At 67.2% G+C, this 13567-nt stretch carries 9 protein-coding genes; 5 read left to right on the top strand and 4 right to left on the bottom strand.

What is annotated here, in order from left to right; translation table 11 throughout:
- The first annotated feature begins 33 nt into the window (after positions 1–33).
- A complete protein-coding gene (locus HZF05_RS12635) occupies positions 34–792 on the top strand; it encodes a VOC family protein (protein ID WP_160366716.1) in 759 nt (252 codons plus the stop codon).
- 3 nt (positions 793–795) lie between these two features.
- Here HZF05_RS12635 and HZF05_RS12630 read toward each other — a convergent pair whose 3' ends face one another.
- From HZF05_RS12630 to HZF05_RS12620, 3 genes are all read right to left on the bottom strand, one after another.
- The gene (locus HZF05_RS12630; protein ID WP_160366715.1) at positions 796–1950 is read right to left on the bottom strand and encodes a PepSY-associated TM helix domain-containing protein; all 1155 of its coding nucleotides are present in this window, start codon (positions 1948–1950) and stop codon (positions 796–798) included.
- A gap of 85 nt (positions 1951–2035) precedes the next feature.
- Complete coding sequence (locus HZF05_RS12625; protein WP_160366714.1) at positions 2036–2719, bottom strand: Fe2+-dependent dioxygenase; 684 nt, start codon at positions 2717–2719, stop codon at positions 2036–2038.
- Between the two features lie 140 nt (positions 2720–2859).
- Positions 2860–5328 (bottom strand): TonB-dependent receptor, encoded by a 2469-nt coding sequence (locus HZF05_RS12620; RefSeq protein ID WP_160366713.1) that lies wholly within the window; start codon positions 5326–5328, stop codon positions 2860–2862.
- A gap of 201 nt (positions 5329–5529) precedes the next feature.
- Between HZF05_RS12620 and HZF05_RS12615 the strand changes: the two genes are divergently transcribed.
- Complete coding sequence (locus HZF05_RS12615; RefSeq protein ID WP_160366712.1) at positions 5530–6651, top strand: glycerophosphodiester phosphodiesterase family protein; 1122 nt, start codon at positions 5530–5532, stop codon at positions 6649–6651.
- Between the two features lie 302 nt (positions 6652–6953).
- Entirely contained in the window at positions 6954–8381 is a 1428-nt protein-coding gene (locus HZF05_RS12610; protein ID WP_160366711.1) for an amino acid permease, read from the top strand.
- Here HZF05_RS12610 and eda read toward each other — a convergent pair.
- On the bottom strand, positions 8371–8985 hold the full coding sequence (gene eda, locus HZF05_RS12605; RefSeq protein WP_160366710.1) for a bifunctional 4-hydroxy-2-oxoglutarate aldolase/2-dehydro-3-deoxy-phosphogluconate aldolase: 615 nt from the start codon (positions 8983–8985) through the stop codon (positions 8371–8373). The genes HZF05_RS12610 and eda overlap by 11 nt on opposite strands.
- 189 nt (positions 8986–9174) lie before the next feature.
- On the opposite strand from eda, the gene HZF05_RS12600 reads away from it, so the two are divergent.
- Positions 9175–10368 carry an efflux RND transporter periplasmic adaptor subunit gene (locus HZF05_RS12600; RefSeq protein WP_160366709.1) on the top strand — a complete coding sequence of 398 codons (1194 nt, stop codon included), beginning with the start codon at positions 9175–9177 and terminating at the stop codon, positions 10366–10368.
- Positions 10369–10380: 12 nt separating this feature from the next.
- Positions 10381–13566, top strand: coding sequence for an efflux RND transporter permease subunit (locus tag HZF05_RS12595; RefSeq protein ID WP_160366708.1), 3186 nt, complete (start codon positions 10381–10383; stop codon positions 13564–13566).
- Position 13567: the final 1 nt, after the last annotated feature.

Below are 13567 nucleotides of genomic sequence, written 5' to 3'. Positions count from 1 at the left end.
GGGTCTATGCTCACCGCAACGAGGGAGGACGACATGAAGCAAGGTGATTTCGTCTGGTACGAATATGCCGCCAACGATCTCGACGAGGCCGGGGCTTTCTACGAGACCGTTAGCGGCGCTTGGGACATCGTCTCCTCGGGCCTGCCGGGCATGGACTATCGCATCGCCAATGCCGGCACGCGCGGCGTCGCAGGCTTCATAGCGATCATGCCCGAGATGCAGGGCCAGAGCCCGAGCTGGCGCGGCTATATCGGCGTCGACGATGTCGATGCGATGGCGGAGAAGGTGAAGGACGCCGGCGGCGCGGTGCATTACGGGCCGGACGACATCCCCATGGTCGGGCGGTTCGCCGTCTGCGCCGATCCGCAGGGCGCCCTGTTCATGATCTTCAAGGGCGCGGGCGAGCCGCAGCCGGACATCTCGCCCGAGACGCCCGGCGCGATCGGCTGGCACGAGCTCACCACCTCCGACTGGGAAGGCGCGTGGCGCTTCTATTCCGGCCTGTTCGGCTGGGCGAAGGAGATCGCCGTCGATATGGGCGACATGGGCACCTACCAGACCTTCACGGTCAACGGCGTGCATGTCGGTGGCATGATGTCGGTGCCCGGTCCGGCACCCGCCTGGCTCTATTACATCACCGTCGACGACATCGACGCGGCGGCGAAGCGGATCGCCGATGCCGGGGGCACCATCCAGCGCGGACCGCACGAGGTGCCGGGCGGCGCGTGGATCGTCGTCGCGACCGATCCGCAGGGCGCCGCCTTCGCGGCGAGCGGGCCGAAGAAAGCCTGAGGCTCAGGCGGCGGCGACGGGCTCGCGCACGCGGCCCTTGCGCGCAACCGCCGCCTTGCGCCAGCGCCGGCCGCGCAGCCACATCGTCAGGCCGGTGATCGCCAGCAGTGTCGGCGACAGGCCGAAGAGGATCATCAGCACCCGCCACGGCGTGCCCAGCGTCGTGCCGTCGTGATAGTGGCGCATCGCCATGGCGAGGCCGTTGCCGGGGCGCGGCGGCGCGGGGCTGGCGGCGCCGGTGGCGTCGTCCACCAGCATCTCGCTCCGGCCGATCGTCACGCGCCACTGGCCGCTGCCGCCGACCGGCCATGCGATCATCGACGGCTGCCCCGGCATTGAGGCCCGCGCGTCGGCGAGCGCCTGATCGGCGGTGAGCGTCGTGTCCGCTGCCGGCATCATCCGCGCGCGTTCCATCGGGCCGGTGCGGGCCGGCGCGAGGCCGACCGTCGCCATCATCTGCGGCCAGCTCATCCAGATGCCGGTGAAGGCCTGCGCGGCGAGCGGCAGCGCAATCCAGAGGCCGGCGAGGTGGTGCAGGTTGGTGTCGAGTTTCCGGTCCCCCCGCCGCCAGCGGAAGCCCTTGAGCACGCCGCCGACCGGCGGCCACCACAGCCAAATGCCGCCCACCGCCATCAGGAACATGGCGACTCCGAGCAACCCGACCAGCGCGCGGCCCAGGCCGCCGCCCGGCACGAACAGGCTGCCGTGAAAATCGTGCGCGATACGGATCAGGCCGCCATCCGCCTTCTGCACATCCAGCACCCGCGCGCTCTGCGGATCGAGCCAGACGGTCGCGCGCGGCATGCCGCCGCCTTTTTGCTGTCCGCCGCCGCCCGCCTGATCATGCTTCTTGTGGTCGCCGCGCGACGAGGCCATCGCCGTCACCACGACGGGCCCATCCTTCCTGGGATAGCGGATTTGCGAGACCAGCACGCCCGGCCCGAGCGCCCCGCTCGCCGCGGCGGCATAAGCGGAAGGCGCCAGCGTCGCGGCCCCGTGCGCGGCGTAACGCTGCGGGTTGAGCGCGTGATCGATCGCATCGTCCCACGCCAGCACGACGCCCGACAGGCCGAGCGGCACGAACAGGATCATCAGCGCGAGGCCCAGCCACTTGTGGACCTGCCACCACGCCTTCCGCCACGCCTGCTTGCCGGCCATGCGATACGCCCCTTACCCGCGATTCCGTATTCGGTCCCGCTGGCATGATAGATATTGATAGTCAATCGCAAATCACGAGAGAGAATCAGGTATCCGCCCAGCGGCGCAGCAGGTTGTGATAGAGGCCGGTCAGCCGGATCACCGTCGCGTCGTCCTGCCCGCGCTCGGCGGCGAGCGTCTGGACCGACTGGTCGAGCTCGAACAGGTGGCGCCGCGCCTCTCCGTCCCGTACCATGGACTGGAGCCAGAAGAAACTTGCCACCCGCACGCCGCGCGTCACCGGCTCGACCTGGTGCAGGCTGGAGGCGGGATAGAGGATCATGTGCCCGGCCGGCAGCTTCACCGCTTGGCGCCCGAAGCTGCCCTCGATCACCAGCTCGCCGCCGTCATAGCTGTCGGGATCGGAGAGAAAGAGCGTCGCCGAGAGATCGCTGCGGATGCGGAAATCGGTGCCGCGCTTCATGCGGATGGCGTTGTCGATATGCGTGCCGAAGCCTTGGCCCCCGGCGTAGCGGTTGAACAGCGGCGGAAAGATCCTGGCCGGCAGCGCCGCGGCGATGAACAGCGGGGAGCGTCCGAGCGCTTCCAGCACCATCGCGCCGCCCTCGCGGTGGGCCGGGCTGTCCTCGGCGATCTGCTCGTTGCGCTTGGCGAGCGCCGCCTGCGGGCCGGAGGTGGCGTTGCCGTCCACCCATTCGCCCGCATCGATGATCGCGCGCAGCCGGGCGACGCCGCCAGCGTCAAGGACGGCGGGGATTTCGATCATCATCGGAAAAGCCCCTCCCTGTCGGGGAGGGGTTGGGATGGGCATTGGCCTTGCGATACGGATGTCATGAACGCAGGTTCTACCGTATCGCGCGCCAAGACCCACCCCCAAACCCCCTCCCTTTCAGGGAGGGGGAGCAGTCATCAGAAATTATAGAACAGACTGAACGTCGCGGAGCGCGTCGCGCCGGGGATCGCCCAGCCGTTGTTGCGGATGCTGGTGTAATAATGCGTGTTGGTGAAGTTCTGCACGTTCACCTGCGCGGTCAGCTTGGGCGTCACCGGGTAGCTCGCGAAGAAGCGATGGGTCAGCCAGTCCTTGGACTTGGGATATTTCCCGTCGATCAGCGCCGACGGATTGGTGACGATCGCGAAACTGCCCTCGTAGGTGAGGCCGTAGCCGAGTTGCAGGCCGAAGGGCAGCTGGTAGGTGGTGAACAGGCTGCCCGAATGCTTGGGCGTCTGCTGCAGCGGACCGCCCTGCAGGGGCGCGGCCAGATACAGCGTGTTGCAGGCGGCCGTGCCGGTGGGGTTCGCCTCGCAATCGTCCGGCAGGCTCTTGATCACCTTGCTCTTCAGATAGGTGTAGTTGGCGAAGATCGTCCACGCGCGCGTGATGTTGCCGCTGGCGCCGAGCGCGAGGCCATCGACTCGCGACTTGCCGCCCGGCACCTGCACGGAGACGCTGTTGCCGCTCTCGTCGAGCCCGGTCGAGGGCAGGCGGAAGTTGAGCCGCTCGTTGCGGAACAAAGCGGCGGTCAGCTGCAGGTGGTGGTGGAACAGGTCCGCCTTGGCGCCGATCTCGTAATTCTTGGCCTTCTCGGGCGCGAAATCGCAGAAGTTGACGAAGGTCGAGGTGCCGACCGTGCCGGTGGTGCAGCCGCCGTTGACCGTCGAGATCGAGGGCGTCTTGGAATTGCCGTAGGCGACGTAGAGGCTCACCGATCGGGTCGGCTTGAACACGCCGCCGAAGCGATAGGAGAAGAGATTGTCGCTGGTGTGCTGCGGGATGTTGGCGCTGATCGTCTCGAACGCGGCTCCCGGCGTCACGTTGTAGTTGATCGTGGTGAAGTCGCCGACGCTATGCTCCCAGCGCAGCCCGAAATTCACCTCGAACAGCTCGCCGATGCGCGAGGTGTCGAACAGGTAGGCGGCATAGTCGTCGCGCGAGCCGTAGGGCTTGCTCGACCGGACATAGTTGAGCGGTCCGGTATAATCGACCGGATCGCCGCCGATGATGATCTGCGGCAGGCCGCTCGCCGCGTACGGATTGCTGCCGTCCGCGTTCATGAACAGCTTGCCGGTATCGAGATTGTAATGCTCCCAGGCGGCCGAGGCGCCGAGCACGAATTCGTGGCTGACCGGGCCGGTCTGCACGCGGCCGCGCAGGTCGACCTGATCGTAGAGCATCGTGTTGCGGGTATCGCGCAGGTTGCCGCGCGGGCCGCCGGGCAGGTAGCTGCCCTCCGGCACGACGATGCTGCCCGACTTGCAGGTGCCGCCCGCCCCTTCCGGCACATAGCCGAGCGGCGCCGCGCCGGTGATGCAGATGTCGCCGAGGTGGAAGACGCCCGCCTGCGGCGGATCGACCACGGTGGTCTGCTTGATCTCCTCCCAGCGCGTGAGGTTGCGGATCGAGAAGCGATCGTCGAAATCATGCTCGACGATCGAGGTCAGCTGCCCGATCGTCTGCTTCTGGCGATCGACGTTCGCATAGCCGAAATACTGGCCGTAGGGGATGCCGTCCGGCTTGCCGCCCAAGGCCGGGAAATACGGCACGCCGTACTGCGGCACGTTGTCGTCATGCTGGTAATAGCCCATCAGCGTCCAGCGCGTCGGGCTGTCGATGCCGATGGTGACAGCGGGCGCCACGCCGTAGCGCTTGTAGCGCTCGACATCGCGGCCCGGCACATCGTTATGGTGGTAAACCGCGTTCAGCCGGAAAGCGACGAGATCGTTGACGCGGATGTTCGAATCCAGCGTGGCGCGATAATAATCGTCGGTGCCGCCGCTGGCACCGATCACGGTCTCGTCCCGCTTTTCGGGCAACTTGGAGACGAGGTTGATCGTGCCGCCGACCGAGCCCGATCCGTTGAACACCGAATTGGCGCCGTTATAGACCTCGATCTGCTGCAGATCGAAGGTCTCGGTACGGCTGTACTGGGCGCTGTCGCGCACGCCATCGATGGTGATGTCGGTATTGGCCGAATAGCCGCGCAGGTTGATCGAATCGCCGAAGCCGCCGCCGCCCTCGCCCGCGCCGAAGGTGATGCCGGGAAGCGTGGTGAGCGCATCGCGCAGCGTCAGCAGGTTCTGCTTCTGCAGCGTCGCTTTGTCGATGACGGTGATGGTCTGCGGCGTGTCGAGCAGCGAGGCGGTCGACTTGGCCGACGCGACGTCGGGCCGGGCATAGGTGCCCTTCACCGTGATCCACTGCTCGCGATGGCTGCCGCCCTCGCCCGCATCCGCCGTGCCGCCGCCGGCCGCATCGCCCGTCGCCGGCGCAGCCGGATCGGCCGCCCATGCACTCCCCGGTGTCAGGATCGCGCCGACGCAGGCGAGTGCCAGGAATGCGGGCGCGCCGGACGGCGCGGGCTTGGTGGATACGGACATGATCGGCCCCTTCGATGTCTCTGATCGTTTCGGCGAGGCTAATGCGAATGACTCGCATTCCTGTCAACAAAGATATTGCGAGTCTTTCCTATTCATGTCTGCAACGTTTTCGCGTGGCCAAGCTGCTGCGGGGCTGCGTCACGCAACTGTCGCATGGGGCGCCTAGCGATCCGCTTCGTTGGAGCGTGCAAGGGGCGTCGGATGGATATCAGCCGCAGACGGATGCTGGGCGGCACCGGTGCCGCGTGGCTTGTCGCGAGCAACGCGGCGGGGCAGGCTCGCGCCATGGCGGCGCCGGAGCGAAAGATCCTGATCTACGGCCACAGGGGCGCTTCGGCGCTGCGGCCCGAGCACACGCTCGCCTCCTACGCCAAGGCGATCGAGGACGGGGCGGACTTCATCGAGCCCGATCTGTGCGCCACGAAGGACGGCCATCTGATCATCCGCCACGAGAACAACATCGTCGAGACCACCGATATCGCGTCCCATCCGGAATTCGCCGGCCGCAGGACCGGGAAGGTGGTGGACGGCGAGAGGCAGGTCGGCTGGTTCACCGAGGACTTCACGCTCGCCGAGCTGAAGACCCTGCGCGCCAAGGAGCGGCTGGGCCAGATCCGCACCGAGAACGCCAAGATGGACGGCTGGTTCGATCTGGTGACGTGGGAGGAGATGATCGACTTCTGCGCCGCCGAGAGCCTCGCGCGCGGGCGCACAATCGGGCTGGTGCCGGAGATCAAGCACTCCACCTATTTCGCCTCGGTGGGCCTGCCGATGGAGGACCGCTTCCTCGATACGCTGGGCCGCCACTGGCAGACCCGCACGCGGCCGCTGGTGATCCAGTCATTCGAGATCGCGAACCTCAAATATATCCGCCAGAAGCTCGGCCGGCCCGGCAACGTGCAGCTCATGCAGCTCACCGAAGGCATCGACGATCGCCCCGCCGACGTGGTGAAGGCGGGCGGTACGCTCACCTTCAACCAGATGATGGAGCCTGCGGGCCTCGCCGACATCGCCCGCTACGCCGACATCCTCGCGCCCGATACGCGCACGATCATTCCGCTCGGGCCGAACAAGCGACTGGCGCACGTCTCTCCGGTGACGGCGGACGCGCACAAGGCGGGGCTGCTGGTGCAACCGTGGACGTTCCGCCCGGAAAACACCTTCCTCGCCGCCGACTTCCAGAATGGCGATGGCCTCAACGCCCGCAATCCAGCGGGATCGCTGGCTGAGATCAAGACCTACATCGCAGCAGGGATCGACGGCTTCTTCACCGACGATCCGGCGATCGGCCGCGCCGCGATCGGGCGGCCGCCGGAACTTTGACCCGCTATTCCAAAGCCGTTCGTGCTGAGGAGCCGCTGAGCCTGCCGAAGCGGCGTCTCGAAGCACATGCGCCACGCAACGCCCTTCGAGACGGGCCTTCGACTGCGCTCAGTCCCTCCTCAGGCCGAACGGGTTCTGGATGATCAGGCCTGCTCGAAGACGAAGCTTCCCATGTAGGATTTCGTCTGTCACGGTCGCCGCATGACGATCCGTAACATTTGCGACCACCACGACAGACCGTTCCGCCTCGGCGGTGGCGGGTGTCAAACTTGTCAATTTCACCGGCTCGGCGGGATGATCGCATGAGCCTCTGGGGTCCGCTCAAGCCCATCGAGGCGCCACCCGCCGACGCCGCGCACAAGCTGCATCGCACGCTCGGCTGGCCGCATCTCGTGGCGCTCGGCGTCGGCGCGATCGTCGGCACCGGCATCCTGACGCTGATCGGCACCGGCGCCGGCCTCGCCGGGCCGGGCGTGATCCTGTCCTTCCTGATCGCGGGGCTGGTCTGCGCCGCCGCCGCGCTCGCTTATGCCGAGCTGGCGACGATGATCCCGCAATCGGGATCGGCCTACACCTACTCCTACGTCGCCGTGGGCGAGACGATCGCGTGGATCGTCGGCTGGAGCCTGATCCTCGAATATTCGGTGGTCTGCTCGACGGTGGCGGTCGGCTGGTCGGGCTATTTCACCGGCTTCATGGACGGCATGGGGTGGACCATCCCCAAGGCGCTCGCCAACGGGCCGGAACTCGGTGGCGTGATCAACCTGCCGGCGGTCGCGATCATCGCGGTGGTGGCGGGGCTGCTGCTGGTCGGCACGCGCGAGTCCGCGACGCTCAACACTATCCTCGTGGCGCTCAAGATCGCGGCGCTGGCGATGTTCGTGGCCGTGGCGCTGCCGCATTTCGACGCGGCGAACTTCCACCCCTTCTTTCCCAACGGCGTGCTGCCCCATGCCGGGCCGGACCCGCTCCATCCGGACAAGCTGATCAAGCTCGGCGTATTGCCCGCGGCCTCGATCATCTTCTTCGCCTTCTACGGCTTCGATGCCGTCTCCACCGCCGCCGAAGAGGCCAAGGATCCCGGCCGCGACATGACGATCGGCATCGTCGGATCGATGGCGGCGTGCGTGGTGATCTACATGGTGATCGCCGCCACCGCGATCGGCGCGGCGCCGGTGGCGAGCTTCGCCCAATCGGCCGAACCGCTGGCACTGATCCTGCGCTCGTTCGGCAGCACGACCGCCGCCAAGGTCTTCGGCGCGGTCGCGATCATCGCGCTGCCGACGGTGATCCTCGCCTTCCTGTTCGGCCAGACGCGGATTTTCTTCGTGATGGCGCGCGACCGGCTACTGCCGGAGGGGCTCGGCCGGGTCCACCCAAAGAGCGGCGTGCCGGTGGCGGTGACGATCGGCACCGCGATCATCGTCGCGGCCATCGCCGCCTTCCTGCCGCTCGCCGAGATCGCGGCGCTGGCCAATGCGGGCACGCTCTGCGCCTTCGTGGCGGTGTGCGTGTCGATGGTGGTGCTGCGCAAGCGCGATCCGGGCCGGAAGCGGGTGTTCCGCGTGCCGGCCGCTTCGCTGGTGGCGGTGATCGGCGTGGTCGGCTGCCTGCTGCTGTTCGCGACGCTGCCGGTCGGCACGCAGGTGCGCTTCTTCGTGTGGAACGCGATCGGGCTGGTCGTCTATTTCGCCTATGCGCGGAGCAGGAGCGCAGCGGCTAGGCCCTGAGCGTTGCCGCCGCTTCCGCCCGCTGCCGGATCGCCGCCTCGTCGATCGCGCCGCTCGGCACCAGCCACGAACCGCCGACGCACAGCACCGCCGGCTCCGCGAGCCATTGCGGCGCGGTCTCGGCGGTGATGCCGCCGGTCGGGCAGAAGCGGACGTCGCGGAACACGCCGGCATAGGCCTTGAGCGCCTTCAGCCCGCCGATCGCCTCCGCCGGGAAGAATTTGAACCGGGTGAGGCCGAGATCGAGGCCGGCCATGATGTCGGCCGGATTGGCGACGCCGGGCAGATAATCGATGTCCATCTCCGCCGCCGCCTTCGCCATCGGGGCGGTGAGGCCGGGCGAGACGATGAAGGTGGCGCCCGCCCCCCGCGCGTCGTCCATCTGCTGCGGATTAAGCACCGTACCGGCGCCCACCACCGCCCCCGGCACTTGCGCCATCGCCCGGATCGCATCGAGCGCGACCGGCGTGCGCAGCGTCACTTCGAGCAGCGGCAGGCCTCCGGCCACCAGCGACTCGGCGATCGGCACGGCATCCTCCAGCCGATCGATCACCAGCACCGGAATCACCGGCGCCTTGCGCATCAGGGCATCGACATCGGCCATCTTCGCATCTCCCTAGGGTTTGCGCCGTCTAACGCTGTCATCTCTCGGGATAAAGGGGGGTGGCTAGCAAAGGTGCCAGCTTGACCCTATACAGGTTCGGCACGGTGGCAAAACATACCGACCGGTAAAAAAATAACTTGCCATCCGACCGACAGGGACTATTGCTGCACCGCAATAGAAAGGGGCCAGATGACCCGGACCGCTGCTGCCGTCTTCACTTTCGCGCTGCTCGCCGCCTGTTCCAAGGGGAATCAGGCACCGCCCGGGCCGCCGACTCCGCATGTTTCCGTCGCGACCCCGCTGGTCCGCGACGTGGTCGACTGGGACGAATATGTCGGCAAGTTCGAGGCGCCGCAGAGCGTCAACCTGTCGGCGCGCATCACCGGCGTGGTGACGCAGGTGCTGTTCCGGAACGGACAGGACGTGAGGGAAGGCCAGCCGCTCTTCGTCATCGATCCGCGCCCCTATCGCGCGACGCTGGAGCAGGCCGAGGCGCAGGTCGCGTCGGCCCGCGCCACGCTGACCAACGCGAAGTCCGTGGCGGCGCGCTCGGCCGATCTCGTCAAGGTGCAGGCGGTCAGCAAGGAAGAGCTGGAGAACGACCAGGCGCAGGTCCGCACCGCACAGGCGAGCCTCCAGGCCGCCATCGCCAACGCCGACAATGCCCGCCTGAACCTGAGCTTCACCACCGTGCGCGCGCCGGTCTCCGGCCGCGTGTCGGACAAGCGCGTGTCGCTCGGCGATCAGGTCGTGGCGAACAGCACGCTGCTCACCACCGTCGTCTCGCTCGATCCGATCTGGTTCTCGTTCGACGGCGCCGAGAGCTTCTACCTGAAATATCTGCGCGAGGCGCAGCAGGGCCAGCGCGGCTCCTCGCGCAGCACGCACAATCCGGTCGACATCCAGCTCTCCGACGAAACCGGCTACAACTGGCACGGCCAGATGCAGTTCGTCGACAACGCGCTCGATCCCAACACCGGCACGATCCGCGCGCATGCGGTGGTGCAGAACCCCAACCATTTCCTGACGCCCGGCATGTTCGGCCGCGCGCGCCTGCTCGGCTCGGGCACCTACAAGGCGATGCTGGTGCCAGACGAGGTGATCACGGCGGACCAGAATCGCAAGATGGTGTTCGTGATGGGCCAGGACGGCAAGGTCGTGCAGCGCACGGTGGAGACCGGGCCGGAGGTGCAGGGCCTGCGCGCGATCCGCGACGGCCTCGCCCCCACCGATCTCGTCGTGCTCGACGGCATCGCGGCGCTGCAGCCCGGCATGCCGGTGCAGCCGACCCGCACGGTGATCAAGCCGCGCGCGCCCGATACGTCGCCCAATACGCCGGCCGTCACCGTGCCGCAGGCCTCCACCGCCACCACGGCGGGCTGATAGGACGCGTCCATGCGCTTCCCGCATTTCTTCATCGAGCGGCCGATCTTCGCGGCGGTGCTGTCGATCCTGATCGTGATCGTCGGTGCCATTTCCTATCCGCAGCTTCCGGTTGCCCAATATCCCAACATCGCGCCGCCGACGGTGGTGGTGACCGCCAATTATCCCGGCGCCACCGCCGAGACGCTGGCGGACACCGTCGCGGTGCCGATCGAGCAACAGGTCAACGGCGTCGAGGGCATGATCTACATGTCGTCCTCCTCGGTCGGCGACGGCACGATGACGCTGACCATCAGCTTCAAGCAGGGCGTCGATCCCGATCAGGCGCAGGTGCTGGTGCAGAACCGCGTTTCGGAGGCGGAGCCCCGCCTGCCCCAGGAAGTGCGCAACATCGGCGTGACGGTGCGCAAGAACTCGCCCGACATCCTGATGGCGATCGCTTTCTATTCGCCCGATCGTTCGCTGTCCGAGCAATACATCTCCAACTACGTCACCCTGCAGGTGACCGATCGGATCAAGCGCATCCAGGGCGTCGGCGACACGCTGGAGATCGGTGCGCGCGATTATGCGATGCGCATCTGGATCGACCCGGATCTCGCCCAGTCGCGCGACCTGACGGTCGACGAGATCGTCGCGGCGATCCAGGCGCAGAACGCGCAGGTCGCGGCCGGTTCGGTCGGCGCACCGCCCTTCGGCAAGAATGGCGCCGCCTTCCAGCTCGGCGTGCAGGCACTCGGCCGGCTGACCACGCCCGAGCAGTTCGGCGACATCATCCTGAAGCGCGGCACCGACGGCAGCCTCACCCGGCTGCGCGACGTGGCGCGAATCGAGCTCGGCGCGCAGGATTACACCACCAACGGCTATTATAGCGGCCAGCACGCGACGATGCTGGGCGTGAAGCAGCTGCCCGGCTCCAACGCGCTCGCCACGGCCGATGCGGTGAAAGCCGCGCTGGCGGAGGCTTCGAAGAGCTTCCCGCCGGGCATGGCCTACAAGGTCGCCTACCACCCGACCGACTATATCTCGGCCTCGATCGACGAGGTGGAGCATACGCTCTACATCGCGTTGATCCTCGTCAGCATCGTGGTGCTGCTGTTCCTGCAGAGCTGGCGCGCCGCGCTGGTGCCGCTGATCGCCATCCCGATCTCGCTGATCGGCGCCTTCGCGGTGCTGGAGGCGTTCGGGTTCAGCCTCAACAACCTCTCGCTGTTCGGGCTCGTGCTAGCGATCGGCATCGTCGTCGACGACGCCATCGTGGTGATCGAGAATATCGAGCGCCTGATGGCCGAGGAAGGCCTCACCCCCCGCGAGGCCGCGCACAAGACGATGGACGAAGTCTCCGGCGCGCTGATCGCGATCGCGCTGGTGCTGTGCGGCGTGTTCGTGCCGACCGCCTTCATCCCGGGCATTTCGGGCCAGTTCTACCAGCAGTTCGCGCTGACCATCGTGTCGGCCACCGCGATCTCGGCCTTCGTCTCGCTGACGCTGTCGCCGAGCATCGCCGCGCTGCTGCTCAAGCCCCACGCGCACGAGCAACGGGTGAAGGAAGGCTGGCGCGGCTATCCCACCCGCTTCGCCAACGGCTTCAACCGCACCTTCGATCGCATGTCCGATCGCTACGGCAAGCTCACCGGCAAGCTCGTTCGGCGACTGTCGCTGATGGGCGTCGCCTATGTGTGCCTGATCCTGCTCGCCGGCTGGCGCTTCTATGCGACCCCCACGGGCTTCATCCCCGCGCAGGACCAGGGCTATCTGATCGGCGTCGTGCAGATGCCGCCGGGCACCTCGCTCGAGCGGACCGATCAGGTCGTGCAGCAGGTGCAGAAGATCGTGCTGCAGAATCCGGCGCTGGAAGGCACCGTCGCCTTTACGGGCTTCGACGGTGCGACCTTCACCACCGCTCCCAACGCCGCCGTGGTTTTCACGCCGCTCAAGGCCAAGTCGCAGCGCGCCGACATCGAGACGCTGACAAGCGAGTTGCGCAAATCGCTCTCGCAGATCACCGCCGGCAACATCCTGCTGATCCCGCCCCCCCCGGTTTCGGGCATCGGCACCGGCGGCGGCTGGAAGATGGAGATCGAGGACCGCAACGGTGCCGGCTACCAGGCGCTGGAGAAGGCCGCGTTCGGCATGATGATGGCCGCCAACAAGGCGCAGGGCATCCAGGCCGCCTTCACCACCTTCAACACCAAGACGCCGCGCCTGTTCGCCGACATCGATCGCGAGAAGGCCGAGCAGATCGGCGTGCCGGTGGAGAACATCTTCTCGACGCTCGGCACCTATCTCGGCTCCACCTACATCAACGACTTCAACTATCTCGGCCGCACCTGGCGCGTGACCGCGCAGGCGGACGCGGGCTTCCGCCAGCAGAGCTCGGACATCGAACAGTTGCGGACCCGCGCGAGCGGCGGCGGCACCGTGCCGCTGGCCGCCGTGCTCAAGATGGAGAATGACGCAGGCCCGTGGCGCGTGGTGCGCTACAACCTCTATCCGTCCGCCGAGCTGCAGGGCGACACCGCGCACGGCTTCTCGTCGGGCCAGTCGCTCAAGACGATGGCGGGCCTCGCCCAGCAGATCCTGCCCAAGGGTATGACCTTCGAGTGGACCGACCTCGCCTATCAGCAGGAGCAGGCGGGCAATACCGGCATCTACGTGTTCGGTCTCGCCGTGCTGTTCGTCTTCCTGCTGCTGGCGGCCCAGTATGAGAGCGTGATCCTGCCGCTGGCGGTGATCCTGATCGTGCCGATGTGCCTGCTGGCCGCGATCGTCGGCGTCGGGCTGATGGGGATGGACAACAACATCCTCACCCAGATCGGCCTCGTCGTGCTGGTCGGCCTCGCCGCCAAGAACGCGATCCTGATCGTCGAGTTCGCCCGCCAGGGCGAGGATGACGGCCTCAGCCACCGGGAAGCGGCCGAGCGCGCCGCCCACCAGCGCCTTCGCCCGATCCTGATGACCTCGATCGCGTTCATCCTCGGCGTGCTGCCGCTGGTCATCTCCAACGGCCCCGGCTCGGAGATGCGCAAGGCGCTCGGCGTCGCGGTGTTCTTCGGGATGATCGGCGTGACCTTCTTCGGCCTGATGTTCACGCCCAGCTTCTACGTGATCACCAAGATGCTCGGCGAGAAGGTGCAGGAGAAGACGCGGGCGTGGCGGCGCAGGAAGCCGGGCGAGCCCGTGACCGAGGGAGGCTATTAAG

This window comes from Sphingomonas chungangi, from assembly GCF_013778325.1.
Classification (GTDB): Bacteria; Pseudomonadota; Alphaproteobacteria; order Sphingomonadales; family Sphingomonadaceae; genus Solisphingomonas; species Solisphingomonas chungangi.
This window is presented reverse-complemented; position numbering and strand designations above follow the sequence as displayed.